Genomic DNA, 26034 nt, shown 5'->3' with positions numbered 1-26034 from the left:
CGGCGGTGGTGCGCCGGGCCATCAGCCCTTGACCGCCCCGGCCACCAGGCCCCCGGTCATCTTGCCCTGGACGATGAGGAAGAAGATCATCACGGGGATGGCGATGAGGGTCGATCCGGCCATGACGGCACCCCAGTCGACGGAGCCGCCGACGCTGGAGGACTGGAAGGCGTTCAGCCAGGGCATGAGGGGCAGGTTGTAACCGCTCATGAGCAGCAGAGCCATGGTGAACTCGTTCCACGACTGGATGAAGGCGAAGATGCCGGTCGAGATGAGTCCGGGCGCCAGCAACGGGAACGTCACCTTCCAGAACGCCTGCGACTTGGTGCACCCGTCGATCATGGCGGCTTCCTCGAGATCGGCCGGGACCCCGGCGACGAATCCGCGCAGGGTCCAGATCGTGAACGGGATGACCGCCGCCGTGTACACGATGCCCAGCCCGAGCAGCGTGTTCATCAACTGCCAGTCGTCGATCATGCCGTAGATGGTGAACATCATCGCCTCCCCGGGGATCATCTGCACGATGAGGACCGAGATGATGAAGCCGCGGCGTCCCTTGAAGTGGAAGCGGGCGACGGCGATCGAGGCGAGGAAGGCGAACAGCAGCGTCGCGACGAGCACACCGGCGGTCACGGTCAGCGAGGTCATGAGCGCGTGCGGGAAGTCGGTCTGCCCCGGTGCGGCCTCGCGCGTCCACGCGGTGAAATAGTTCTGCAGCGTGAAATCGAGGGGCAGGAAGCTCGGCTCGCGGGTGATGATCTCGCTGTTGGGGGTCAGCGACATGTTGATCATCCAGTAGACCGGGAACACGCTCATGCCGAACACGATGGCGGCGGCGGAGTTCAGCAGCGTGCGGGCGACCACGCGACGGCGGGAGGGACGACGGGCCTGCAGTGAACGCCGCTTGGGGGTCTTGGGGGAACCGGGCTCGCCGAGCATCTCGTCGACACCGACGGTGCCGACCTGGGTGGCGGTGGTGACCTGTGTGCTCACAGCTCCTCCTCCTTCAGGGTGGTGCGCACGTATCCCCACGACAGGGCGAGCAGCAGGATGACCATGACGACGCCGATGGCGGCGGTGGAGCCGAACTCGCCCACGCCCTGGCGGAACAGGTAGGTGCCGAGCACGTTCGTCTCGGAGGCGAGGCCCCCGCGGCTCTGCAGCGCGTAGACCTGGGTGAAGATGCGCAGGTTCCAGATGATCTGTAGCACGAGCACGACGGTGAGGATGCTGCGCAGGTACGGGAACACGATGAACCAGAAGCGCTTCCACGGGTGGGCGCCGTCGAGTGAGGCCGCCTCGAGCACCTCACCGGGGACCTGCCCGAGACCGGCGTAGGTGGTGAAGGCGACGAACGGCACGGACTGCCAGACGATGATGATCGTGAGCACGAAGAAGAAGGACCAGGGGTTCAGCAACCACGAGTGGTTGGTCCAGTCGGTGGTGCCGGTGAGGGTGTTCATCGCCCAGTTCACGACGCCGTACTGCGTGTCGAAGATCCAGCCCCAGACGACGGTGGCCGTCAACGGCGGCATCGCCCAGGCCAGGAGGAGCCCGATGGACACCACGATCCGCCACGCCCGCGACAGGCGCGTCATCAGCACGGCGACGAGGACACCGAAGGTCATGTTGAGCACCGTGAGGACCACCATCAGTCCGAGGCTGCGCATGAGCACGGCGGGGAAATCGGACTGGGTGAACAGGTCGATGTAGTTCTCGAGCCCGATGAAGGCGGGGAGGGTGCCCTGGACCTTGTTCTTGACGGTGTAGTCGGTGAAGGACTGGATCACCATCAGCACCGCGGGGTATCCGACCATCACCCCGAGGATGATCAGGGACGGGCTGAGCAGCGACCAGGCGCCGCGGGCTTCGCGGCGGCGCCGGGAGCGCTCGCGCGGGGTCAGCGACACGGTGGGGCGCCGGCCGGGGCTCGGGCGCCGGACGGTGAGGGCGCGGGTCTCGCTCATGTCGCCTCCTCTCTGGGTGGTGCGGATGCGGGGTGCCGGCGGGTACGGCGGGGAAAGGCGCAGGGGGCCCGGAGGCCGGGCCCCCTGCGCCGGCGGACCGGGGGTCAGCCGTTGAGGATTGCCTCGACCTGCTCGTCGAGCGTCGTGGCGATCTCGGTCACGTCACCGCCCTGGGCGATCTTGACCAGCGCATCCGGGATGATCTGCGCGGCCTCGACCTCGGCCCAGTTCGGGCTGGCGGGGGTGCCCTTCGAGTTGGCGAGCGCGGCGGCCTGCGCCTGGGCGACGGGGGTGTCCGGCAGCGCCGAGGCAGCCGAGACGATTCCGGGGGTCAGGCCCTGCTCGGCCAGGAGCACCTGGTAGTCCTCGGAGAGCATGATCTCCAAGGCCGCCTTGGCCTTCTCCGGGGCGGCGCTCTTGGTGGCCACGGCCACGTTCGAGCCGCCGGCGAAGATGGGCGCGGTCTCGCCTTCGGTCAGGCCCGGCAGCGCGAAGGCGCCGAGGTCTTCGGCGTAGGTGTCGGGGCATCCTTCGGAGACCTCTTCACCGGCCGCCTCGTCACCCCACGGCCAGGCGCCGGTCAGGTTGCCTTCGGCCCAGGCGGGACTGGAGATGAACCCGGCCTCGCCGTTGCAGAACGCGATGTTGGCCATCAGCTCGTTGCCGTCCGCCGGGGCGACCGAGGCGTTCAGGTAGACCTGCTGCAGCAGCTCGAGCCCCTCGAGGCTCTCGGGGCTGGAGAACTGTGCGTCCCAGGTGTCGCCGTCCTGCACGGCGATCTCGCCGCCGTACGCCCAGATGTAGGGCAGCGCGTTGTACCAGTCCTTGCCGGGGGCGTAGATACCCGAGACGCTGTCGGTGGTCAGCGCCTCACCCACGGCGACGTAGTCCTCGAGGGTCGCCGGGACCTCGTCGACCATCATCGGGCTGTAGAAGACCACGCGCCCGCCGGCGTAGTAGGGCGCGGCGTAGAGGGCACCGTCGTAGGTTCCGGCGTCGACCAGACCGCTCAGCAGGTCGTCACCGCCGAGCTGCTCCTGGATGTCGGAGATGTCGAGGAACAGGCCCGCGTCGGCGAATCCGAGGGCCTGGGTGTTGCCGACCTCCACCACGTCGGGGCTGTCGTTGGAGGACAGCGCCGCGGTGTAGGTGTCCGAGACGTCGGCCCAGGTCTTCTCCTCGATGGTGAGCGTCCAGCCTTCGTTCTCGGCCTCGAAGGTCTCGGTGAGGTGGTCGCGCGCCGTCTGGGGCGTGTCGGTCCCGACCAGCCAGACGGTCAGATCGCCGGTTTCCGGCTCCGTGGAGGCAGCGTCATTGCCACCGGCGCAGCCGGCGAGAGCGACAGCCGAGGCGCCCACGAGCGCGAACGCTCCGAGCTTGTGCTTCATGGTGTCATCCTTCGTTCTTCTCTTGGTGGGGGCGGGCCGGGTGGCCCGTCCGGGAGGGTGGTACGTGGTCTACGAGACGCCGAGCTGCCCCGACAGGACCATGACGGCGGCACCGCGCAGGACGATGTCCTGGCCTTGCTCGGTCATCCGTACCCGTACGCCGTCATGGAAGCGGGCGAGCGTGCGGGCGCGGAGGGTCTCGACGGTCTGCTCGGCCAGAGCACCGTCGAGAAGTTCACGAGGGCCGGAGAGGACGACCTCCGACAGGTCCAGCACGCCCACGATCGGGGCCAGGGCGATGCCCAGGCGCTCCCCCGCGTCGCGCAGCACGGTGGCGGTGTCCTCATCGGACGCGGCGATGCGCGCCGTGAGCGCCGGGACGGCGAGCCAGGCCTCGAGGCAGCCGATCTTGCCGCACGCGCAGCGTGGTCCCCCGTCGGTGCCGACGGTGACGTGGCCGATCTCCCCCGCGGCGAACCGGGCGCCCCGCATCGGCAGACCTCCGGCGAGCAGCCCCGAGCCGACACCGCGGCCGACCCGTACCAGCAGGACGTCGTCGCGCGCGCCGCCGAAGGTGTATTCGGCGAGCACCGCGGCGTTGGCGTCGTTGGCGACCAGCACCGGCAGATCCAGCGCGTGGCGCAGTTCCCCCTCGAGGTCGAGGCCGTCCCATCCGAAGTTCGGCGCGGTCAGGATCACCCCTTGTGCATCGACCACGCCGGGAGCGCCCACTCCCACGCCGAGGACCGGCGCGTGGGCGTCGGCGACCAGGTCGCGCGCCAGGGCGATCACTGCGGCCAGCGCCTCATCCGCGTCTGCGGGAACGGCCGTCTCGGCGCGGGCGACGATGTCGCCGTCGAGGGTGAGCACGGCGCCAAGAAACGTGTCGCTGCCGGAGAGGTCCAGACCCACGATGCGGTGGCCGTCGCGGGCGAGGTCGACGAGGATGGCCGGCTTGCCGGGGCGCGAGGACTCCCGCACCCCTTTTTCGACCACGAAGCCGTCGGCGATCAGTCCCGCCACGAGGTCGGAGATCGTCACGCGCGTCAGGCCGGTCTGGCGGGCGAGGTCGGCCCGACTCATCGCACCGCCGTGGAACAGGGTCTGCAGCACGAGGGAGCGATTGTGGCCGCGGGCGTGCTCGGGGAGCACCTTCGCGCCGGTGCGATGTGCCCGGGCGCGGACGAAACCCGAAGCGGGGCGCGGGTTCTCGCGGTGTGCGGCCTCCGCCGAGGAGGGGCCGCTGTGCAGGTCCGAAGCAGACATGTTTGTTAGTAGACCTTACGAACAAAGAACCCGCAAGCATCTCGGAGATTTTGCACGGCGTGTTTACAAAACCGTTACACGCCGGTGACCGCGACGTGAGCGCATTCTCACGAACGGAGGAGTCGGCCCTCGCCTACGCTGAAGAGACCGCGAAGGAGATCCATGAACCGCACCCTCCCGGGCCTGGCGTTGACCGCCGCGGCCCTGTTCACCCTCACGGGTTGCGTCGGCGACGACCCGGGGCAGAGCTCATCCGGCGCGGGGTCCGCACCGACACAGGACGCCCCCGGCGACGAGGGGCAGTCCGTCGAAGACGCCTGCAGCGTGGTCGCCGAGACGATCACCGCCGCGACCGCCCAGTTCGAGGAGGGCGCGGAGGACGACCTGTCCAGCGTCGCCGAGGCGATGGCGGCCGCCGCCGAGGAGCTGGCCACGATGACGCAGGAGATCACCAACGACCGCGTGGCCGCCCTCCTGCCCGATCTCACGCAGATGTTCGGAGAGGCCGCCGACGTCTTCCGCTCGCTCGAGGAGGGCGACGCGTCCGGGATCGAGGACCTCGAGGAGATCGGCGGCCGCTTCCAGGAGACCGGCGCCGCCTTCGAGGAGACCTGCACGCCCTGACCGCCGCACGCCCGGAATCCACAGCAGACCGTGATGATTCCGTGGCCGTCCCGGCACAGCCCTCCCCTACCATGGAGACACGTGCGATGCAGGCGGGGGTGAGCGCGTGACGGATGTGGTGACTCGACCGGGATCCGACGAGAACACGTCGGAGAACGACACCGTCGACGACCAGCGGGTCGACGACGGTGCGTCGACGACTCCGGGAGACGCCCCCACCGTGCCCGTCGAACCCATCTACGAGTGGGCCCCCGCCGAACCCGCGCCGCGCAAGCGCCGCGTGGGCCTGTGGGTGGGGATCGGGGCCGGCGTGATCGCGCTGGGTGCAGCCGCGGCCTCCCTCGTGCTGATCGCTCCGGGAACCTCCGTGGCCGGTGTGCAGGTCGGCTTCATGACACCGGGTGCCGCGGCGGATGCCGTCGCCACAAGCCTTGCCGAGACCACCGTCGTCCTGACCGGAGAAGGCGGAGACGCCGCCGTCACCGGCGCCGAGCTCGGCGCCACCGTCGACGCCGAGGCGCTCACCCAGACGGCCTTCGCCGAACATCCGATGTGGAATGTCACCGCGTGGTTCGCCGATCCGATCGACGCGCCGGTCCACATCGACGAGATCGCCGCGGCCGAGGCGCTCGCCGCCGCCGTGCCGGCTATGCACACCGACCCGGTCGACGCGGAGGTCACCTTCGACGCCGACAGCGCGACCTATGTCGTCACCCCCGGGATGGATGGCACGGGCGTCGATGCCGCGTCGGTGGGCGACAGCCTCGCGACGGCCTTCGCCGCAGGCGAATCCGTGGCCGAACTCGACGCCGTCGCGGCCCCGGTCACTCCGGAACGACAGACATCGGTCGCCGACGCGACGGCCGCACGACTGAACGCCATGCTCGACGAAGCGGGGTTCTACGTCGGCGATGAGCGCGTGGTTCCCATCGAGGCCGCCGAACTGGCGTCATGGATCACGCTGACGCCCGGTGAGCGCGGAACGCTGGAGATCTCCGTCGACCAAGCCGCCGTGCAAGAGGTGGTCGACACCCTCCCCGAGGCCGTCAATCGCGAGGCGGTGAACAACAAGGTGCTCGTCAACCTCGCCGGCACGACGCTCGGCGAGGAGAAGGCCGGCACCGTCGGACGAGAGCTCGAGACCACCGAGGGGATCGCCGCCGGCTTCTCCGAGCAGGTCGCGAACGCGAACGGCGCCTATCAGTTGCCCGTGGTGGAGACCGCGTACGAGACCGCGCAGGTGGTGCGGCTGCTCGAAGTGAACCTGAGCTCGCAGATGCTCTACCTCAAAGAGAACGACCAGGTGGTCGACAGCTGGGCCATCTCCAGCGGCGCCGGCAACACACCGACCTACACCGGTCGCTACACCGTGCACGCCCACCTCACCAGCCAGACCATGCGCGGAAACGAACGCGACGCGAACGGGGACATCCTCCTCGACGCCGACGGCGAGCCGGTCACCTACACCACGCCGAATGTCAAGTGGGTCATGTACTTCAACGGAGACCAGGCGTTCCACGGCGTGTACTGGCACTCCAACTGGGGGACCCCGATGAGCCACGGCTGCGTCGGGATGCCCGAGTGGCGGGCCGAGCAGCTGTACAACTGGACCGCGCACGGCACCGACGTGTGGATCCACTACTGAGGGGACCTCGCGGGACCGACCCGCCGCGGGTCGCCCGTGCCGTGCCGCTAGCCTGACGGCATGCCGCGATTCGATCTCCCGCCGCACGAGCTCACCCGATACCGCCCCGACATCCGCGAACCCGAGGACTTCGACGCCTTCTGGCAGTCGACCCTCGCGGGATCCCGCCAGGTCGGCGGGGAGATCCTCATCTCCCCCGTCGACAGCCCGATGACCGCCATCGACGTGTTCGACGTCACCTTTCCGGGTTTCGCCGGGGACCCGGTCAAAGCCTGGCTGTGGGCACCTCGCGGCGCGAAAGGACCGTTGCCGACGATCATCGAGTACAACGGCTACGGGGGCGGACGCGGACTGCCGCACGAGCGGCTCGCGTGGGCCGCGTCCGGGTATGCACACCTGTTCATGGACACCCGCGGGCAGGGCTCCGCGTGGGGATCCGGAGGGGCGACCGCGGACCCGCACGGGACGGGTGCGTCGGCGCCCGGATTCATGACACGCGGCATCGAGGACCCCGAGGGCTACTATTACCGCCGGCTGTTCACCGATGCCGTCCGCTTGGTCGACGCGGCCCGCACACTCGGGATCGTCGACGCGAACCGGGTGGCGGTGACCGGTGTCAGCCAAGGCGGCGGGGTGGCGATCGCCGCGGCGGCCCTCGCCGAGGATGTCGCCGCGGTCATGCCCGACGTGCCGTTCCTGTGTCACTTCGAGCGCGCCGTCGGGCTCACCGACCACGACCCCTACGCCGAGATCGTGCGCTATCTGCGCGTGCACCGGGGTTGCGAAGAACAGGTCTTCGACACGTTGTCCTACTTCGACGGCGCCACCTTCGCCGCGCGGATCCACGCTCCCGCGCTGTTCTCGGTCGGGCTGCACGATCTCACCTGTCCGCCTTCGACGGTCTACGCCGCGTACAACCGCCTCGCGTCGGTGGCCCGCGAGATCGACGTCTACCCCTTCAACGAGCACGAAGGCGGCCAGGCCTACCGCTGGCCGGCGCAGGCGGCGTTCGCCGCGGCGCACCTCTGACCCGCGGACCGCCGGCGAGGGACCCCGCAGACGCCTCGGCGCCCCGACCCGCGAGGGGTGGGGCGCCGAGGCGCGCGAGGGTGCGAGGTCAGCTCAGCGCGTCGATGATCTCGTTGAAGGTGACCGAGGGGCGCATCACCGCGTCGACGGCGTCGCCGTCCGGACGGTAGTAGCCGCCGATCTCGACCGGCGAGCCCTGCACCGCGGTGAGCTCGTCGACGATCTTCTGCTCGTTGGCGACCAGCGCCTCGGCGACCGGCGTGAAGATCTCGGCGAGTTCGGCGTCGACCTGCTGCTTCGCCAGTTCCTGGGCCCAATACAGCGCCAGGTAGAAGTGGCTGCCGCGGTTGTCGAGCGAACCCAGCTTGCGGCCCGGAGACCGGTCGTTCTCGAGGAACGTCGCGGTTGCCGCGTCCAGGGTGTCGGCGAGCACCTGCGCACGGGCGTTGCCCGTGGTGGTCGCGAGGTGCTCGAGCGAGGCCGCGAGCGCGAAGAACTCGCCCAGCGAATCCCACCGCAGGTAGTTCTGCTCGACCAACTGCTGCACGTGCTTGGGCGCCGACCCGCCGGCGCCGGTCTCGAACAGACCGCCGCCGGCGAGCAGCGGGACGATCGAGAGCATCTTGGCGCTCGTGCCGACCTCGAGGATCGGGAAGAGGTCGGTGAGATAGTCGCGCAGCACGTTGCCGGTGACCGAGATGGTGTCTTCCCCCCGGCGCATCCGCGCGAGCGTATACCGCGTGGCCTCGGCCGGCGGCAGGATCACGATCTCGACGTCGGACGTGTCCAGCAGCGCCAGCCCCTGGTGCACCTTCGCGATCAGCTGCGCGTCGTGGGCGCGGTTCACGTCGAGCCAGAACACCGCCGGCGCTCCGGTCGCCCGTGCACGCGTCACCGCGAGCTTGACCCAGTCCATGATCGGGATGTGCTTGGTCTGGGTGGCGCGCCAGATGTCGCCGGCTCCGACGGTGTGCTCGATGAGCACCGTGCCCTCCGAGTCGACGACCTGCACGACGCCGGGAGCGGCGATCTCGAAGGTCTTGTCGTGGCTACCGTATTCTTCGGCCTTCTGCGCCATGAGTCCCACGTTCGGGACGGTACCGATCGTGGCGGGGTCGAGCGGGCCGTTGGCGATGACGTCTTCGATCACGGCCTGGTAGACGCCGGCGTACGACGAGTCGGGGATGACCGCCAGGGTCTCGGCCTCTCCCCCGTCCGCGCCCCACATCTTGCCGCCGTTTCGGATGAGCGCGGGCATCGAGGCGTCCACGATCACGTCGCTGGGCACGTGCAGGTTGGTGATCCCCTTGTCGGAGTTCACGTAGGACAGGCGCGGTCCGGCCTCGAGCGCCGCGGCGATCTCGGCGGCGATCGCGGCGCCACCGTCGACCCCGTCCAGACCGGAGAGGATCGAGCCGAGCCCGTTGTCGGGGGTCAGTCCCGCCGCCGCGAGGGTCTGCCCGTGGCGCGCGAACACCTCGGGCAGGAAGGCCTTCACGACGTGGCCGAAGATGATCGGGTCGCTGACCTTCATCATCGTGGCCTTCAAGTGCACCGAATACAGCACATCGTCGGCCTGCGCCTGCGCCAGCGTGTCGGCCAGGAACGCATCCAGTGCCGCCGCCGACAGGAACGTCGCGTCGATGACCTCGCGCGGGAGCACCTTGAGGTCGCCCTTGAGGACCGTCTCGGTCCCGTCCTCGGCGATGTGCCGGATGGTCAGCGTGTCATCGTGGGCGGCGACCCACGACTTCTCGTTGCTCTTGAAGTCGTCGTGCCCCATCGTGGCCACACGCGTCTTCGAGCCGGCGTCGAACGCCTTGTTCGTGTGCGGGAACTTGCGGGCGTAGTTCTTGATGGCACCGGGGGCGCGGCGGTCGCTGTTGCCCTCGCGAAGCACCGGGTTCACCGCCGACCCCTTGATGCGGTCGTAGCGTGCGCGGACGTCCTTCTCCTCGATCGACTGCGGGTCGTCGGGGTAGTCCGGGATGTCGTATCCCTGCGCCTGCAGTTCGGCGATGGCCGCCTTCAGCTGCGGGATCGACGCCGAGATGTTCGGCAGCTTGATGATGTTCGCCTCGGGAAGCGTCGCGAGCCCGCCGAGTTCGGCGAGCGCGTCGCCGACGTGCTGGGCGTCGGTCAGCTTCTGCGGGAAGGCCGCGAGGATGCGTCCACCCAGCGAGATGTCGCGGGTCTCGACGTCGACACCGGCCTTGCCGGTGACGGCCTTGACGATGGGGAGGAACGACGCCGTGGCGAGCGCGGGGGCCTCGTCGGTGTGCGTGTAGATGATGGTCGAGTCGGTCACCTGTTCGTCTTTCGCTCGGTTGTGGATCCAGCCTAACGCAGGCACCCAGTTATCTTGACGTCAAGATAAATACCCACAGGGGGTGATCGGTGCACGTGTGTGTCGGCGGGGTTTGCGGCTAGCCTGTGCGTATGGCCGAGCTGCGACTTGTCGAACTGTCCGCCGCGACGATCGTCGCCGTCAACAACATGTCCCTCAAGCCGGGGCAGGAACAGTACCTCGCACCGGTCAGCTACGGCATCGCCGCCACCGTCGCAGACCCCCGCACCTCGTGGCAACGCGTCGTCGTCGACGAAGACGAAGTGGTCGGGTTCGTCAGCGCAGGATTCGACCCTGACGCCCCCGAAGAGCACTTCCGGTCGGTCCTGTGGCGCATCAACGTCGACGCCGACGACCAGGGGCGCGGGATCGGACGGTTCGCGATCGAGAAGCTCCTCGAGGAGGCGCGCGAGCGCGGCTTCGACAAGCTCCACGTCATCTACGAAGCCGGCGAAGAGGGCCCCGAGGCCTTCTTCACCCGCATGGGCTTCAGCACGGTCGGCGAGACCGAATACGGTGAGGTCATCGCCGAGATCCGTCTTTGACGAGACCGCGGACGGCCCGCCCCCGGGATGAGGGCCCCCGCGTTCCGGCGGCGGCGCCTCAGGCTCCTCCGCTCGTCGCCCTCGACCGGCCGGAGGGCCGCGTCGACGCCGGATGACGTTGGGGGGGATGGTCATCCGGCGCCGGCGCGACCCGCCGGCCCGGGGCGGGTCAGGCCGCGATCCAGCGTGCGGCGCCCTCGCGCCACCGCACCGCCGCGGGTCCGGCCGGGAACACCTGCGCGTAGCGGGGCATGACGATGCGCAATTCGTCCTCGCCGATGCGGGCGACGTACACGACGTCGGCGCCGCGATAGATGTGGGCCACGACCTCGACCGCGAGCATCGCGGCGGTGTCATCGGCGGCCACCAGCTCGAGGTCCTCCTGGCGGAGCATCACGCGCCCCGGCCCATCGGCGCCCTCTCCGACCACGAGCACCTCGCCACCGGACGCGGTCACGTGCGCCCAACGACCCGAGCGGGTCGCGTGGAGCAGGTTGGCCGCGCCGATGAAGTCGGCGGCGAACGCCGTGCGCGGCGCGGCGTAGATCTCCTCCGGGGCACCGATCTGCTCGATCACTCCCCCGTTCATCAGCACGACCCGGTCCGACAGGCTCATCGCCTCCTCCTGGTCGTGCGTGACGAACACCGTCGTCAGACCCAGGGAGCGGTGGAGTTCTTTCAACTCGATCTGCATGTCTTCGCGCAGACGCGCGTCGAGGTTCGACAGCGGCTCATCCAGCAGGAGGACGCGCGGCTCCACGGCGATCGCGCGGGCCAATGCGACACGCTGCTGCTGGCCCCCGGACAACTGCGGAGGCATCCGGTCGCCGAGATGCCCCATCTGCACGCGCTCCAGCGCCGCCTGGGCGAGTTCCTTCTGTCGACTCTTGGGCTGGTCCCCGGCCATCCGGAGACCGAAGCGGACGTTCTCGCGCACCGACAGATGCGGGAACAGCGCGTAGCTCTGGAACATCATGCCGAGGTGCCGCTTCTCCGGCGGAAGATCGGTGACGTCTTGACCGGCGATGTGGATGCTGCCGGCGGAGGTGGTCTCCAGACCGGCGATACAGCGCAGCAACGTGGTCTTGCCGCAGCCCGAGGGACCCAACAGCGACAGGAATTCGCCCGAGGCGGCATCCAGCGAGATGCCCTTGAGCACCGGGGTGCCCTTGAAGTCCTTCTTCAGCGAGGCGATGGTGAGAGTGGCCATCAGACGAACAACCTTCCGAGTCCGATGATGCGCTCGAGCGCGATCATGAGTACGACGGTGAGCAGCACCATCAGCGTCGAGACCGCCGCGACGGTCGGCGACGTGCTGAATTCCAGCTGCCCGTAGATCGCGATCGGGAGCGTCTCGAGCTGCGGGGTGCGCAGGAACAGGGCGATGACGGCGTCATCGAAGGAGATGTTGAAGGCGAAGAACGCCCCCGCGGCGATGCCCGGTCGTGCCACCGGGAGCACGACCAGTCGATACCGGTTCCACGTGCCGGCGCCCAGGGTGCGCGCGGCCTCCTCGGTGAAACGGTCGGCCCGGGTCATCACGCCCGTGACGGTGCGCATGACGTACGGGATCGCGATCACGGTGTGCACGAGGATCAGCACGCCCACGTTCGGCGCACCGATCGTGAGGGAGGCCACCGACAGCGCGCCGATGGCGAGGATGATGGTCGGGATCGTCAACGGCGACATCAGGAACGCCTGGATCGCGCCGGCGCCGGGGATGGGGAACCGGGTCAGCGCGAGTGCGGCCGCCGTGCCCACGATCGCGGCGAGCACTGCGACGGTGACCCCGACGATGAGGCTGAGACGGAACGGCTCGAGATAGGTGTCGCTCGTGAGGGCGTCGACATACCAGTCGAGGGTGAATCCGGTGGGCGGGAATGTGAGGAAACGGCTCTCACCGATCGACGCGCCGGCGACGACGAGCAGGGGGACGAGCATGTAGGCGGTGACGAAGATCGCGAGGACGCCCGCGAAGACCTTCGCCCACAACGGCAGTGATCTCACCATGCGGCGGTCCTCTGCTTTCCGATTCGGGCGACCGCGCCGAGCACCAGCATGACGCCGGCGAACAGCAGCACGGCCTGCGCGGCGGCGAAGGGCCAGTCGAGATTCGTCGTCGCGTCGACGTAGATCGTCTGGGCTAACACCGGGATCTGCACCCCGCCGATGAAGCGGGGGGTGATGAACGAACTCACCGAGAGCACGAACACCAAAGACGCCCCCGCGAGGATCCCCGGCACCGACAGCGGCAGCACGACGGTTCGCAAGGTGCGCCAGAAGCCTGCACCGAGCGTGCGGGAGGCCTCCTCGAGCTGCGGACTGATCCCGGCCATCACCCCGAGGATGCTGAGCACCGCGAACGGGAGGAGGACCTGCACCATCGCGATGACGATGCCGACCTCCGTGCCGAGCAGTCCCTGGGTTCCCCCGACCAGATCCTGCAGGCCCGGGATCTGCATGAGGGGCCCGGCGGGGCTCATGAGCACGACCCAGCCGAAGGTGCGCACGACGACGCTGGTCATCAACGGGAGGATCACCACGATGAGAAGGAACGATCGCAGGCGCGACCCCGCCCTCGCCATGATGTACGAGAGCGGGATCGCGATGATCAGCGTGACGACGGTCTGGATGACACCCAGCCGCAGCGACCGCCACGCCGCCTGCATGTAGTACTCGCTGGAGAACAGTCGTGCGAAGTTCTCCAGGGTGAACCCGCCTGCCGGCGTCTGCACGCTCATGAGGAGCATGCCTGCCACCGGGGTGACGAAGCCGATCCCGAGCAGGGCAGCCGCGGGCAGAAGAAGGAGCCAGGGCTCCTTGCGGGTTCGCGCGCTCATCCGGTGATCAGCGCATTCCACTCGTCGGTCCACGCGGTACGTCCCTCGGCGATCTCCGCCGGGGCGTACACGACGACCTCGGCGAGATCGTCCGCGGTCAGGACCGCATCGGCGGCGTCTCCGGAGACCTCGGTGGTCGTGTTGACCGGCGAGTAACGCATCTCCTCGGCGAACACCGCCTGCGCCTCGGGGCTGAGCTCGTAGTCGACGAACAGCTTCGCCAGCTCGGGGTTGTCCCGACCCGCCACGACGTTGGAGGTGATGAGCGAGGCGGTCACGCCCTCCTCGGGCACGATGAACTCGACCGGCAGACCGGCGTCGATCAGGGTGCCGGCGTAGTCCATGGCGTAAGGGGCCAGCCATGTGTCGCGCTGCGCGAAGGCGGTCTGCAGGTCGGGCGAGGTGGGCACGACGATCGCGTCACCGTCGGCCGCCAGGGCGCCGAGCTCGTTGATCGCCTCGCTCGGATCCTCGATGCCGCCGCCGAGCGCATCCGACACACGCAACATCGACAGCACACCGTAGGTGTTGGAGAAGTCGGTCAGAGCGACGTGCCCGGCGTAGGCCTCGTCGAACACGTCGAGCCAGCTGGTGGGCGCCGGGGCCCCCGACTCGGTGTTGTAGACCAGGCCGATGGGTGCGAGCTGGATGACCGGTCCTTCACCGCGGTCCAGGCCCGCTGCCGCGACCTCGATCAGGTCGCCCGAGTTCGCCAGCTCGTCCGCCGCGATCGGCTCGAGGAGTCCATCCGCGGCCGCGGTGTACTCCTGGCCGCCGGAGAAGTGGACGACGTCGATCTGCGGGGACGCGGCCTGCGCCGTGATCTGGGCGAGGGCGTCACCGGAGTAGAGGGTGACCAGCTCGACCTCGGCGCCGGTGTCGGCCTCGAAAGGCTCGACGACGGCCTTGACGAAGGCCGTCTCCCAGTCGCCGCCGAAGGACGTGACGACGAGGGTCTCACCGGCGTAGTCGAGCTCGCCGGAGGCGTCGGACGACGAGGTGTCCTCGCCGCTCGAGCAGGCGGCGAGGGCGAGCGCGCCGGAGACGACGATCGCGCCACCGGTCAGGATTCTGCGGGTGTTCATGTGGGGCTCCTTGGTTCTGGTGGGGGGAGGGGTGCCGCTCAGGAGACGCGGCCGATGGTGAGCTTTTTCGCGCCGTCGATCCGGATCGCCGCGCTCTCACGGGCGAACTCCTCGAGACCTTCGGTCACCGAGGCCCAGATGTTCACGGGGGTCCACCCGAGGGGGCCGAGCACGCGGGCGCCACGGTCGTAGAACACGCCGACCTCGTACCATTCGAACGGCAGCCCACCCATCTGCATGGGCTGCTGCCAGTACCACATCAGGTCACCGGGGGCGGGCACGACCTGCTGGTTTTCGAACGGCACCGTCTGGGGGTCGAAGTTCTGCGCCTCTTCGGGAAGGCCGACCATCACCTCCGGGCCAGCGTACATCGCGTGCAGCGCCTGCATCGTGCGGGGGGTTTCGAACGCACCCCACAGCGCCTCGCAGGTACGGGGGGCGTGTTCCTCGAGGAGGGTCGCCACGGCGCGCACGCCGGTGTCGTACTCGAGGAAGATCTTCTTGGTCACGGGATGGTCTCTCCGATCGGGATCGAGGGTTCGCTGCGTACGTCGTACGCGGCGGCCGCGGCGACGAGGGCCGCGAACAGGGGGGCTTCGGCCGCCGCTTCGGCGGGCTCGAGGAGCTTCTCGGGATGCCACTGCACGGCCCAGAACGGCCAGCCTGCGGGGCCGTCGAGGCCCTCCACGACACCGTCGTCCGCGCGGGCGCTCACCGTGAAATCGGCGGCGACGCGGTCGACCGCCTGATGGTGGATGGTGTTCACGCGACGTCGGGTGACGCCGTAGACGGCGGCCAACGCGGACCCGGATGAGATGTGCACATCGTGGCGGATCTTCGCCTGTTCCGCCGCGGCCACGACGGGGGCGTGATCCGCGGTCGGGGGGAGGTCGACGACGAGCGTGCCGCCGAAGGCGACGTTGGCCACCTGCAGGCCGCGGCAGATGCCCAGAAGGGGCAGGCCGCGTTTCCGCGCGCCGCGCACCAGGGCGATCTCGAACGCGTCGCGCTGCGGGTCGTAGACCCGACCCGACTCGCGCGCGCCTCCGTATCGGGAGGGGTCCACATCCTGTCCGCCCGAGATCACGATGCCGTCGAGGGTGTCGAGCAGTTCGTCGACGCCCGCCGTGGGAGCAAGCAGCACGGGAACCCCGCCCGCCGCCTCCACCGGGTCGGCGTACTCCACACCCAGCGAGTGCACCGGACGTTGCGGACCGAGGTCGGTGTCGATGTGCCGCAACCACGTGGTGACGCCGATGAGGGGACGGGTCATGACAGGTCGATCCACGTCGTCTTGAGGTCGGTGAACTTGTCGATCGCGTGCAGGCTCTTGTCGCGGCCGTACCCGGAGCCTTTCACCCCACCGAAGGGAACCGTCATGTCGCCCTCCTCGAAGCAGTTCACCCACACCACGCCGGCGCGCAGTCTCCGCGAGACGCGGTGCACCGCCTTGAGGTCCTCGCTCCACAGCGCGGCCGCCAGCCCGTACTCGGTTCCGTTGGCGATCTGCAACGCGTCGTCGGTGTCGTCGTACGCGATCACCGAGAGCACCGGGCCGAAGATCTCCTCGCGGGCCACTTCGTGCGTCGGGTCGGCCGAGATCACCGCCGGCGCGAAGTAACTGCCGCCGGGGACGACCTCGACACGCGCGGCGGATCCGGCGACCACGCGCGCGCCGTCGGCCGGCGCCCGCTCGACGAATCCCGCGATGCGCTCGAGCTGGCGCTCGCTGACGATGGCGCCCATGCCGGTGGCCGGGTCGAGCGGGTCGGCCGGGGCGGACGCGGCCGCGACGTCGGCGGCGATCTCGAGCGCCTCCGCCACGCGGTTACGCGGCACGAGCAGCCGCGACGACGAGGTGCACATCTGACCCTGGTTGTAGAAGCAACCGTCGGCGGTGGCGCGCACCGCCTTGTCGAGGTCGGCGTCGGGCAGGACCAGGCTCGCGGTCTTGCCGCCGAGCTCCAGCCAGACACGCTTGCCGTTGGAGGCGGCCGAATAGCCGAGGAACCGACGGCCCACCTCGGGGGAACCGGTGAAGGTGAGAACGTCCACATCGGGGTGTTCACCCAGCGCCCGACCGGCGACGGCCCCGTGTCCGGGGACGACGTTGAGCACACCCGCCGGAAGTCCGGCCTGCGTGGCGATCTCGGCCAGGAGGAGCGCCGAGTGGCTCGTGTGTTCGGCGGGCTTGACGATGACGCTGTTCCCGCCGGCGAGGGCCGCGGCCACCTTCCACGCGGTCATCGTCAGGGGGAAGTTCCACGGCACCACGGCCGCGACGACTCCCGCGGGCTCCCTCGTGACCAGGGCGAGGCTGTCCTCCCCCGTGACCGGCGACTCGTCGATCAGTTTGTCGACGGCCTCCCCATACCAGCGGAAGCAGTTCACGACCGCCCGCATCTCGGTCTCCAGCGCCTCCCGGATCGGCTTGCCCATCTCGAGGGAGATCAGCAGCGCGAGATCTTGCGCCCGGTCGTGGATCGCGTCGGCGACCGCCAGCAGTACCCGACCGCGTTCCCTCGGCGCGCGACGCGCGAAGGTCCCCGCCTCGAACGCGGCCCGGGCCGAGCGCACCGCGGCGTCGACGTCGGCCGGCGATGCGGTCGCGAGCAGCGGGAGCAACCGGCCGTCACGTGGCGAAGTGAGGGCCATCGGCTCGCCGTGGCCGGGCACGATGCGTCCGTCGACGAAGGGGCCGTCATGGAAGGTCAGCGAGTCGATGCGACCGACCCACTCCTCGCCCTGCGCACTGAACACTGCCGACCTCTCCTCCCGCGACCGTCGCGTGGGAGAGAGTCTTGCTCTTTTCAGCCGTTTCAGCAACCTTTCGTGCCGGATCTGGCCATATTTAACACTCCTGTAGCAATTCCCGGCTACTTCTCCAGGTTCTGGCCCTCCCGATCCGGGCCCTCGTCGATCAGCAGCGATCCCCGGAGCACCGGCGTGACGACCACGAGGGACTCGACCACCTCGAGGCCCTCGTTCTCGGCGATCACCGGACTGGTCAAGAACCGGTAGAAGTCGTCCTCGTCGCGGACGAGCACGTTCGCGAGCAACGGTGTCGACCCGGTCGTGGCCACGACGAACTTCACCTCGGGGGCGGCGGCGAGGGCTTTGCCGATCTTCTCCATGCGGGCCATCGGCGCCCGCATCCACACCAGCGCCTCCAACCCCAATCCGAACAGAGAAGGGACGACCTCGGTGCGGGGATGCATGAGACCGCGCCGGTGCAGCGAGTCCAGGCGTCGACGCGCGGTCGTGGCGTTGACCTCGAGCGCGCGCGCGAGCTGCGCGATCGGCATCCGCCCTTCCAGCAGCAGCAAGTCGATCATCCGCTCCTCCTCGGCGGAGATCGCGTCGGCGGGATCCGCCGACGGTGCCGGGTCGCCCCGGAGCGTGCCCACCTGCTCGGGGGTCAGCAGGCCCGGGGCGATCCAGTCGCTGCCGGAACGGAAGAAGCGCAAGACGCGCGCGACGTTGACCGATACGATGCCCGGAATCGCGGGGATCTCACGATAGAGAAGACGACGCACGGCCGCATCGTCGCGCGGAAGCAGCATCCCGCCGACGTCGTTGCTCCCCTCCAGCACCGACACCGACGATGCATCTGTACGTCGCGACAGCGCCCGGGCGACATCCCACAACGCTGCCGGCTCCGTCGTCACCCGCAGCACCGTCGCGCGCGCGTGCAGCACACGCGCGACGTCGACGTAGGTGGAGATCCGGATCCATCCGCGGTCGAGCAGGCGCTGGCCGCGCCGGGCGACGGTGCGCTCGGGGAGGTCCAACACGCGCGCCACCTCGCCCCACGAGGCGCGTCCGTTCACCTGCAACGCGGCCGCGATCATCCGATCGACGCCGTCCGCCTCATCCTGTGCCGCTCCGGGCGTCCCTGATTCACTCACCTGCACGCCACCCGACGATACGGGACTCCCCCCTCGTTCCGACCCGGATCCCGGCCGCCACGCCGCCCAGCCCGTCCGGTGCCGGATGTCGGAGAGTCGGCCCGATGTCGGAGGATCTCGCCGCGAACCTCCGACATCGGCGCGATTCTCCGACGACGCCGCCCGGTGCATGGTCCTCCACAGGTGCGGGGAGATCCCGCCGTGTCCACAGATGGCGTGACGGACGGACATCCACCCCGGTGCGGGGCCAGCCTGGCGGCATGGATCTGGTGGGATGGCTGGCCGCACGCGCGGGGATCGCGCACCGCGACGACCTGGCCGGAGCCGGCTTCACGCCGCGCGTGATCGCCGATGAGGTCGCGGCTGGTCGTGCGCGCCGTGTCAGACGTGTATGGATCGCGCTCCCCCACGGGGATGCGGAGCTGACGCGCGCTGCCGGTCTCGGTGGCCGGGTGGCCTGCCTGTCGGTCGCGCGACGGCGGGGCTGGTGGATCCCCGAGAACGTGGACGCCCGACCCCACCTCCACTTCCGCCCGCACGGGCGGGCGGAGTCGTTCGACGGTGTCTCGCATTGGACCAAGCCGATCTCTCCGGTGCCGCCCACATCCCTGCTGGAGTCCGTCGAGGACGCCCTCGCGCACATCGCCTCCTGCGTCGATCCGGAGACCGCCCTCGTGGTGTGGGAGTCGGCGATCCGAACCGAGAGGCTGTCCCTGGACGCGCTGCGCCGGGTCCGCTGGCCCTCGCGCGCCGCCGCCGCCTGCGCGGCCGAGGCCGACGGTCTCTCCGACTCCGGTCTGGAGACCATCGCCATCGTGCGCCTGTCGCGCTGGGGCGTGCCGATCCGACAGCAGGTGTTCCTCGCGGGGCACCCCGTCGACCTGCTGATCGGCGAACGGCTCGTGGTCCAGCTCGACGGTTTCGCGCACCACTCATCGTCGAAGGACCGCACCCGCGACCTGCGGCACGACGCCGAGCTTCGGTTGCGCGGCTTCACCGTGCTGCGCTTCAGCTATGCCCAGGTCGTCCACGACTGGCCGGCGGTCGAGCGGACGATCGGGCGCGCCATCGCGGCGGGAGACCACCTCGCATGACCGCCGCATCCACGCCGACCGTCGACCCGATGTCGGAGAATCGGCGCAATGACGGAGAATCTGGGCCCTATCCTCCGACATCGGCGCGAATCTCCGACTTCGGTGCGGCGGGAGACCGCCTGGGGCGGCGGAGTAGGGGCTCAGACCAGGGACTGCTGCCAGGCGCTGTGCAGCTGGGCGAACTTGCCGTCGCCCTCGATCAGAGTGGCGGGGGCGTCGTCCTCGATGATGCGGCCGTGTTCCATCACGAGCACCCGGTCGGCGATCGCGACCGTCGACAGCCGGTGCGCGATGATGATCGCCGTCCGATCGGACAACAAGGTCTGCAGCGCATCCTGGATGAGGCGTTCGCTCGGGATGTCCAGCGATGCGGTCGCCTCGTCGAGGATCAGCACGGCCGGGTCGGCCAGGAAGGCCCGGGCGAACGAGATCAGCTGACGCTGACCCGCCGACACGCGTCCGCCGCGCTTGTTTACGTCGGTGGCGTAGCCGTCCGGCAGGGCCTCGATGAACTCGTGCGCGCCCACCGCGCGCGCGGCATCCTGGATCTCCTCCACCGTCGCGTCGGGCTTGCCCAACGCGATGTTGTCGGCGACGGTGCCGCTGAACAGGTAGGCCTCCTGTGTGACCATCACGATCGCGCGCCGCAGGTCCTTCGGATGCAGGCTGCGCAGGTCGACACCGTCGAGCGTGATCGCGCCCCGCGTCGGGTCGTAGAAGCGCGAGACGAGCTTGGCGAGGGTCGACTTCCCCGCACCGGTGGTCCCCACCAACGCGATCGTCTGCCCCGCCGGGATGTCGAGGGTGAAATCGGGGAGGATCACCCGCTCGTCGGAGTATCCGAAGCGCACCTCGTCGAAACGGACATGTCCGCGCGCCTCCCACAGGTCGACCGGCTCGGCGGGGTCGGGCACGGTCGGCTCCTCCTCCAGCACACCCGACACCTTCTCCAGGGCCGCGGTCGCGGACTGATACGAGTTCAAGAAGAAGGCGACCTCCTGCAACGGCGAGAAGAAGTTGCGCACATACAGCACCGCACCCACGAGGGTTCCGATCGCGATGGCCCCGTCGGCCACACGCACACCACCCCAGAACACGATGAGCGCCAGCGATACCGACGCGATCGACATGAGGCCGGGCTCGAACGTGCCGAACAGGCGGATGGACCGGATGTTGACGTCGCGATACCGCATCGCCAGGCCCCCGAACTCGTCGTCGTTGCGCGGCTCTTTGCGGAACGCCTTCACGGCGCGGATGCCGGTCATCGTCTCGACGAACTTCACGATCACCTGCGCACTGATCACTCGGGACTCGCGGTAGACCAGCTGCGAGCGCAGATAGAACCAGCGCATGAGGAAGAACAGCGGGATGCCCATCACCACGAGGATGACGCCGGACTGCCAGTCCAGCAGCAGCAGCGCGACGAGGGTGAACCCGCCGTACAGCAGCCCCGAGACGAGTTCGTTCAGCCCACCGTCCAGGAGCTCTCGGATGGTGTCGAGGTCGCTGGTCTGCCGGGAGATGATCCGGCCGGAGGTGTAGGACTCGTGGAACTCCAGGCTCAACCGCTGCGTGTGCAGGAAGATCCGCTTGCGCAGGTCGAGCATGATCGCCTGGGTCAGACGTGCGGCGACCACGGCATACCAGCCGACCAGCCCCGCTCCACCGAACGCGGTGAGAAGATACACCGCGACCACGCCGATGGTCGGCATCCAGTCCATGCGGTCCACCGCCGCCGGCAGCGCGGTGTTGATGCCGTAGGTGATCAGGGCCGGGCCCGCGACGCGCAGCGCGGTGGACACGATGAGCACGACGGCGGCCAGCACGAGCTGCCAGCGCAGGTTCCCCACGAGCGAGCCGAGCAGACGCAGGGAACGCCGGCGGATCGAGCGGCTCTCCTCCCGGGTGTAGTCGGAGCGGTCTTCGCCACTGGTCCCGAGGATCGCGGTGCTCACAGGTTCACCTCCGTCTCGCGCGCACGCGCGTGGTCTTCTTCGAGGCTCGAGATCACATGCCGGTAGTGCGCGCTCTCGCGCAACAGGTCGGAGTGCGCCCCGACCGCGGTGACCTTGCCCGCTTCCAAGAGGGCGACCCGATCGGCGAGCATGACCGTGGACGGACGGTGGGCGACGATCAAGGCCGTGGTGTCGTGCAGCACCTCGCGTAGCGCATCCTCCACCAGGGCCTCGGTGTCGACGTCGAGCGCCGACAGCGGATCGTCGAGCACGAGGATCGACGGGCGTGCCGCCACCGCGCGTGCCAGGGCGAGCCGCTGGCGCTGCCCCCCGGAAAGGCTCAGCCCCTCCTCGCCGATGACGGTCTCCACGCCGCGCGGGAGGTCGTCGACGAAGTGGGCCTGGGCCACCTGGAGGGCCTCGCGGAGGATACGCTCGGCCTCGTCGCTCCCGCGCTCGAGGTCCTCGCGTCCGAGCAACACGTTCTCCCGCACCGTCTGGGAGAACAGGGTGGCGTCCTCGAAAGCCATACCGACGTGGGTGCGCAGCTCGGCCAGCTTCAGGTCGCGCACATCGACGCCGTCGACGGTGACGCGGCCGGCGGTGACGTCGTAGAGACGGCCGGGCAGGGTCGTCAGCGTCGTCTTGCCCGAGCCGGTGAGGCCGACCAGCGCCATCGTCTCCCCCGGGCGGAGCACCAGGTCGACGCCGTCGAGCAGGTCGCGCTCGTGGTCGCGGGCATCCTGGTAGCGGAAGTGGACGCCCTCGAAGGCGAGCTCACCGCGCGGCTGGTCGATGGTCTTCGGCTCGTCCGGGTCGACGATCGGGTTCTCCTCGTCGAACACCTCGAAGATGCGATCGGTCGCGGTCCGCGCATCCAGCAGGAAGGAGAACAGGAATCCGATCGATTCCACGGGCCACCGCAGGATCGTCGTCATCGCGAAGAACGCCACGAGTTCACCGACGCCGAGCTGGCCCATCGCGACGAGGTAGATGCCCGCACCGAGGCACAGCGCGAACGCGATGTCGGGCAGCAGCACCAGCCAGAACCAGATCCAGCCGACCGCGCGGGCCTTGTCGAGCTCGGTCTCCCGCAGGGTCTCGGCCTGCCGGGTGAACTTCTTCAACGCATGCGAGCCTCGACCGAAGGCCTTGAGCACGCGGATGCCGTGGACGCTCTCCTCGACGCTGGTCGCGAGGTCGCCGGCCTGGTCCTGACTCTGCCGGGCCAGGGTGCCGTAGGTCTTCTCGAACCGGTACCCGGCGTACCACAGCGGGGCGGAGGTGACCAGGAAGATCGTGCCGAGTGCCCAGTGCCACCGGAACAGCAACGCGGCGCCGACGAGGATCGTGAGCACGTTGACCACGAGCAGGACGAGGCCGAACGCGATCCAGCGGCGCAGCATGCTGATGTCCTGCATCATGCGACTGAGCAGCTGCCCGGACTGCCACCGGTCGTGGAACGCGACGGGCAGGCGCTGCAGACGCGAGTAGAACGTCTGCCGGATGTCGTATTCCATGAGCGTCGCCGGTGCGAGGACGAACCAGCGACGCAGCCACACCATGAGGGCTTCGGCCAGGCCGAGCCCGAGGATCGCGGCGGCGCCCCACGCGATGAGGACGGTCGACCCCGACGCGATGGGCCCCCGGACGACCTCCTCCAGGATCAACGGGATCATGAGGGCGAGGATGCTCGCGCCGAGGGCGCTGACACCGCCGAGCGCCAGACGCGGGAGGACCGGTTTGGCGAAGGGCAGCAATCGCGCGAGCGCGCGCGGGGTCGAGAGGCGAGGCGGAGTCGGATCGGTGTGGTCGGGAGCGGCGGTGATGGTCATGATCCTTGTGGGAGTGGTGGAGCGAACCGCGGACGAGGCGGTGGGGAGGCGCCGATCGGCGCGGGGAGGAAGGGCGTTCGTACCGATGAACGCACGGAAGGGCCGAAGGTGCCCGCGACGCGCATCCCGGTGCGCGGGAGGACTCAGCGGGCGCGGCAGGGAATCGTGCGGAACCCGATGATCAGGATGGATGCGCTCTTCACAGCGGCGGCGTGGGACATGGCATCCTCCTGGGGTTCGAAACAGTCACGATCGGCGACAGCCGTCCAGAATATCCGTGCGACGACGGGGACCGCAAGCGAATCGTCGACGGCGGCCTCGGCGCGGAGGTTCCCGGGGAAGGTTCCGGGATGCCCTCGCCTCAGTCGACCACGGATTCGCGCGCCAGGAGGGCCTGCTTGACCTCGAGCCCCCAGGCGAATCCACCGAGGCCGCCGTCGGATCGGCACACCCGGTGGCACGGCACGAACAGGGCCGGGGCGTTGCGGGCGCAGATCGCCGCGGCCGCGCGCACCGCCCGCGGCGACCCGAGTGCGACGGCCAGCTCGGTGTAGCTGAGCGGACGTCCCGGGGCGATCCGGCGCAGCGCGTCCCATCCGGCGCGCTGGAGTGCCGTGCCCGTCTGCGACACGGCGACATCGTCGATGGCCCGGAGGTCTCCGCCGTAGTAGGCGGCGACCGCGGCGACGGCCTCGGACGCGGGCGCCTCACCGGCGACCACGCGCACCTCGCCGGGGCGGCGATCGGGACGCAGTCGCGCGAGGATCGCGTCGGCGTCGGCGGTCCAGCCCGAGACCAGCACGCGTCCGTCCTCGTCGGCGAGGATCGTGAAGGCCCCGTCCGGGGTGTCGAGGGTCTGCAGCGTCGCGGTCATGATGCCTCCCGGTTCGGGGCCTGAATCGGTTCGGGTGCCGGGGCCGGTTCGGATTCAGGGGTGGGTGAGATGCGGTTTCGCGCATCGGTGGGACCCACGACCCGCCGCGCGCGGGCGCCGCGCGCAGCGACCGGCGCGGCGGCCCACAGATGAGCGGTGAGGTAGCTGCGCCACGGAGAGAGACGCTCGGCCCACGCGGACAGTCCACGGGGGTCGCTCGGGATGCCGAGCGCCGCCGCGCCGGATCGCACGGCCACATCACCGGGCAAGGTCACGTCGGGGTCGCCGAGCACGCGCATCCGCACGTAGTCCGCGGTCCACGGCCCGATCCCGGGGCGCGCCAACAGGGCGGCACGCTGCTCCGCGCCGTCGTCGCCGGGCCCGAGGACCAGCTCGCCCGAGGCCAGTGCCGCGGCGGCACCGGTGATCGCACGGATGCGGGCCGCCGGACCACGCAGCACGTCGTGCCCGTGTTCGGCGATGGCCGTCATGGTGGGGAACAGCCGGTCGATGCCCTCGTGCGGTTCGATCCGCTCCCCCAGCCGGTCCGTGAGGGCGGTCAGCGCGGTGCGCGCGGCACCCACGGTGATCTGTTGACCGACCATCGCCCGGATGAGCATCTCGTGCGGGTCTGCGGCCCCGGGGACCCGGATACCCGGGACCGCCGCCACCGGTCCGGTGAGCTCGGGATGCTGCGAGAGGGCTTCGTCGACCGCGACCGGGTCGGCGTCGAGGTCGAACAAACGCCTTACGCGGGTGACCAGCACGGGAAGATCTCCGACGTGGTCCAGGCGTGCGTTCAGCCGCACCCGGCCCTCCTCCAGACGGATCCGGAACCGGGCGACACCGCCGGGGAGTCTCACGGCCCGCGAGAAGGATGACGCATCGGCGGCCTCGACGCCGCGGACGGCCCGGGCGGCCATCCATGCGAACAGCCCGGCGCCGTCCAGCGGAGCGCGGTGCGGAAGCAGCAGGTCGATCGCCCCCGGCGTCGCGGCCTCCGCGCCGCCCACCCTGCGCGTGGCGCGGAGGCGGAGGGGTGTCATCCCGAACACCTCCCGCACCGTGTCGTTGAACTGCCGGACGCTGCGGAACCCCGCGGAGAACGCCACGTCGGCGGCGGGCATGTCCGTGCCGACCAGAAGCATGCGCGCCGTATGCGCCCGGTGTGCGCGGCTCAGGGCGAGGGGGCCGGCGCCGAGTTCGGCGGCGAGCAGGCGCGTGAGGTGGCGCGACGAGTACCCGAGCCGCCCGGCCAGTCCGGGCACCCCTTCGCGCTCGACGACACCGTCGGCGATGAGGCGCATCGCCCGCGCCGTGACGTCGCCGCGCAGGTTCCATTGCGGCGAGCCAGGCGCGGCCTCGGGGAGGCAGCGCTTGCACGCGCGGTATCCGGCCTCGTGCGCCGCCGCGGATGTGGCGTAGAAGGTGACGTTGGCCTCTTTGGGTGTGCGGGCCGGACAGCTGGGGCGACAGTAGATCCCGGTGGAGCGGACCGCGGTGACGAATTGCCCGTCGAAGCGACGGTCCCGCGACCGGATCACACGATAGCGCTCGTCGAAGCTCATCGCCGGGGTGGTCATGGCTCCACACTGCCATGTCGGCGACGTCGTTCCTGGCGGAAATCGGCCA

General features: G+C 69.7%; 22 protein-coding genes. 5 read left to right on the top strand and 17 right to left on the bottom strand.

Annotation, left to right across the window (positions count from 1 at the left end):
* Positions 1-21: 21 nt before the first annotated feature.
* The 4 genes from ABD204_RS07790 to ABD204_RS07775 all read right to left on the bottom strand — a co-directional run bounded on the left by ABD204_RS07790 (position 22) and on the right by ABD204_RS07775 (position 4621).
* Positions 22-993, bottom strand: a complete 972-nt coding sequence (locus tag ABD204_RS07790; RefSeq protein WP_194424059.1) for a carbohydrate ABC transporter permease — start codon at positions 991-993, stop codon at positions 22-24.
* On the bottom strand, positions 990-1967 hold the full coding sequence (locus ABD204_RS07785) for a carbohydrate ABC transporter permease (protein WP_194424058.1): 978 nt from the start codon (positions 1965-1967) through the stop codon (positions 990-992). Before ABD204_RS07785 ends, ABD204_RS07790 begins: the two co-directional genes overlap by 4 nt.
* A 104-nt stretch (positions 1968-2071) precedes the next feature.
* Positions 2072-3355: an extracellular solute-binding protein gene (locus ABD204_RS07780; RefSeq protein WP_194424057.1), complete on the bottom strand. Its 1284-nt coding sequence runs from the start codon at positions 3353-3355 to the stop codon at positions 2072-2074.
* A 69-nt stretch (positions 3356-3424) separates the two neighbouring features.
* A complete protein-coding gene (locus tag ABD204_RS07775) occupies positions 3425-4621 on the bottom strand; it encodes an ROK family transcriptional regulator (RefSeq protein ID WP_194424056.1) in 1197 nt (398 codons plus the stop codon).
* Between the two features lie 162 nt (positions 4622-4783).
* Here ABD204_RS07775 and ABD204_RS07770 point away from each other — a divergent pair, with 162 nt between their 5' ends.
* The 3 genes from ABD204_RS07770 to ABD204_RS07760 all read left to right on the top strand — a co-directional run bounded on the left by ABD204_RS07770 (position 4784) and on the right by ABD204_RS07760 (position 7919).
* The gene (locus ABD204_RS07770; protein ID WP_194424055.1) at positions 4784-5245 is read left to right on the top strand and encodes a hypothetical protein; all 462 of its coding nucleotides are present in this window, start codon (positions 4784-4786) and stop codon (positions 5243-5245) included.
* A 106-nt stretch (positions 5246-5351) separates the two neighbouring features.
* Positions 5352-6890 (top strand): L,D-transpeptidase family protein, encoded by a 1539-nt coding sequence (locus tag ABD204_RS07765; protein ID WP_194424054.1) that lies wholly within the window; start codon positions 5352-5354, stop codon positions 6888-6890.
* Between the two features lie 60 nt (positions 6891-6950).
* Entirely contained in the window at positions 6951-7919 is a 969-nt protein-coding gene (locus tag ABD204_RS07760; RefSeq protein ID WP_194424053.1) for an acetylxylan esterase, read from the top strand.
* An 88-nt stretch (positions 7920-8007) separates the two neighbouring features.
* Here ABD204_RS07760 and ABD204_RS07755 read toward each other — a convergent pair whose 3' ends face one another.
* Complete coding sequence (locus ABD204_RS07755) at positions 8008-10227, bottom strand: NADP-dependent isocitrate dehydrogenase (protein ID WP_194424052.1); 2220 nt, start codon at positions 10225-10227, stop codon at positions 8008-8010.
* Between the two features lie 131 nt (positions 10228-10358).
* On the opposite strand from ABD204_RS07755, the gene ABD204_RS07750 reads away from it, so the two are divergent.
* The gene (locus tag ABD204_RS07750; protein WP_194424051.1) at positions 10359-10811 is read left to right on the top strand and encodes a GNAT family N-acetyltransferase; all 453 of its coding nucleotides are present in this window, start codon (positions 10359-10361) and stop codon (positions 10809-10811) included.
* A 169-nt stretch (positions 10812-10980) separates the two neighbouring features.
* Here the strand turns inward: ABD204_RS07750 and ABD204_RS07745 are convergent, their stop codons facing one another.
* The 8 genes from ABD204_RS07745 to ABD204_RS07710 form a co-directional block, all read right to left on the bottom strand.
* Positions 10981-12021 (bottom strand): ABC transporter ATP-binding protein, encoded by a 1041-nt coding sequence (locus tag ABD204_RS07745; RefSeq protein ID WP_194424050.1) that lies wholly within the window; start codon positions 12019-12021, stop codon positions 10981-10983.
* Positions 12021-12821: an ABC transporter permease gene (locus ABD204_RS07740; RefSeq protein WP_194424049.1), complete on the bottom strand. Its 801-nt coding sequence runs from the start codon at positions 12819-12821 to the stop codon at positions 12021-12023. Before ABD204_RS07740 ends, ABD204_RS07745 begins: the two co-directional genes overlap by 1 nt.
* Complete coding sequence (locus ABD204_RS07735; protein WP_194424048.1) at positions 12815-13651, bottom strand: ABC transporter permease; 837 nt, start codon at positions 13649-13651, stop codon at positions 12815-12817. Before ABD204_RS07735 ends, ABD204_RS07740 begins: the two co-directional genes overlap by 7 nt.
* Positions 13648-14736 (bottom strand): extracellular solute-binding protein, encoded by a 1089-nt coding sequence (locus ABD204_RS07730; RefSeq protein WP_194424047.1) that lies wholly within the window; start codon positions 14734-14736, stop codon positions 13648-13650. The genes ABD204_RS07735 and ABD204_RS07730 overlap by 4 nt, the downstream gene beginning before the upstream one ends.
* Before the next feature lie 38 nt (positions 14737-14774).
* On the bottom strand, positions 14775-15245 hold the full coding sequence (locus ABD204_RS07725) for a DUF3830 family protein (RefSeq protein WP_194424046.1): 471 nt from the start codon (positions 15243-15245) through the stop codon (positions 14775-14777).
* Positions 15242-16009 carry a gamma-glutamyl-gamma-aminobutyrate hydrolase family protein gene (locus ABD204_RS07720; protein WP_194424045.1) on the bottom strand — a complete coding sequence of 256 codons (768 nt, stop codon included), beginning with the start codon at positions 16007-16009 and terminating at the stop codon, positions 15242-15244. The genes ABD204_RS07725 and ABD204_RS07720 overlap by 4 nt, the downstream gene beginning before the upstream one ends.
* Positions 16006-17496, bottom strand: a complete 1491-nt coding sequence (locus ABD204_RS07715; protein WP_322597546.1) for an aldehyde dehydrogenase family protein — start codon at positions 17494-17496, stop codon at positions 16006-16008. Before ABD204_RS07715 ends, ABD204_RS07720 begins: the two co-directional genes overlap by 4 nt.
* A 116-nt stretch (positions 17497-17612) precedes the next feature.
* On the bottom strand, positions 17613-18644 hold the full coding sequence (locus ABD204_RS07710) for an Lrp/AsnC family transcriptional regulator (RefSeq protein ID WP_194424044.1): 1032 nt from the start codon (positions 18642-18644) through the stop codon (positions 17613-17615).
* A gap of 260 nt (positions 18645-18904) precedes the next feature.
* On the opposite strand from ABD204_RS07710, the gene ABD204_RS07705 reads away from it, so the two are divergent.
* Positions 18905-19738: an endonuclease domain-containing protein gene (locus tag ABD204_RS07705; RefSeq protein WP_194424043.1), complete on the top strand. Its 834-nt coding sequence runs from the start codon at positions 18905-18907 to the stop codon at positions 19736-19738.
* 140 nt (positions 19739-19878) lie between these two features.
* Here ABD204_RS07705 and ABD204_RS07700 read toward each other — a convergent pair whose 3' ends face one another.
* The 4 genes from ABD204_RS07700 to ABD204_RS07685 form a co-directional block, all read right to left on the bottom strand.
* Positions 19879-21693, bottom strand: coding sequence for an ABC transporter ATP-binding protein (locus tag ABD204_RS07700; RefSeq protein ID WP_194424042.1), 1815 nt, complete (start codon positions 21691-21693; stop codon positions 19879-19881).
* Positions 21690-23528, bottom strand: coding sequence for an ABC transporter ATP-binding protein (locus ABD204_RS07695; protein ID WP_194424041.1), 1839 nt, complete (start codon positions 23526-23528; stop codon positions 21690-21692). Before ABD204_RS07695 ends, ABD204_RS07700 begins: the two co-directional genes overlap by 4 nt.
* A 361-nt stretch (positions 23529-23889) precedes the next feature.
* Entirely contained in the window at positions 23890-24402 is a 513-nt protein-coding gene (locus ABD204_RS07690; protein WP_194424040.1) for a methylated-DNA--[protein]-cysteine S-methyltransferase, read from the bottom strand.
* Positions 24399-25985, bottom strand: coding sequence for a DNA-3-methyladenine glycosylase 2 family protein (locus tag ABD204_RS07685; RefSeq protein WP_194424039.1), 1587 nt, complete (start codon positions 25983-25985; stop codon positions 24399-24401). Before ABD204_RS07685 ends, ABD204_RS07690 begins: the two co-directional genes overlap by 4 nt.
* Between the last annotated feature and the right edge of the window lie 49 nt (positions 25986-26034).

The organism is Microbacterium aquimaris, from assembly GCF_039531285.1.
GTDB lineage: Bacteria > Actinomycetota > Actinomycetes > Actinomycetales > Microbacteriaceae > Microbacterium > Microbacterium aquimaris.
This window is presented reverse-complemented; position numbering and strand designations above follow the sequence as displayed.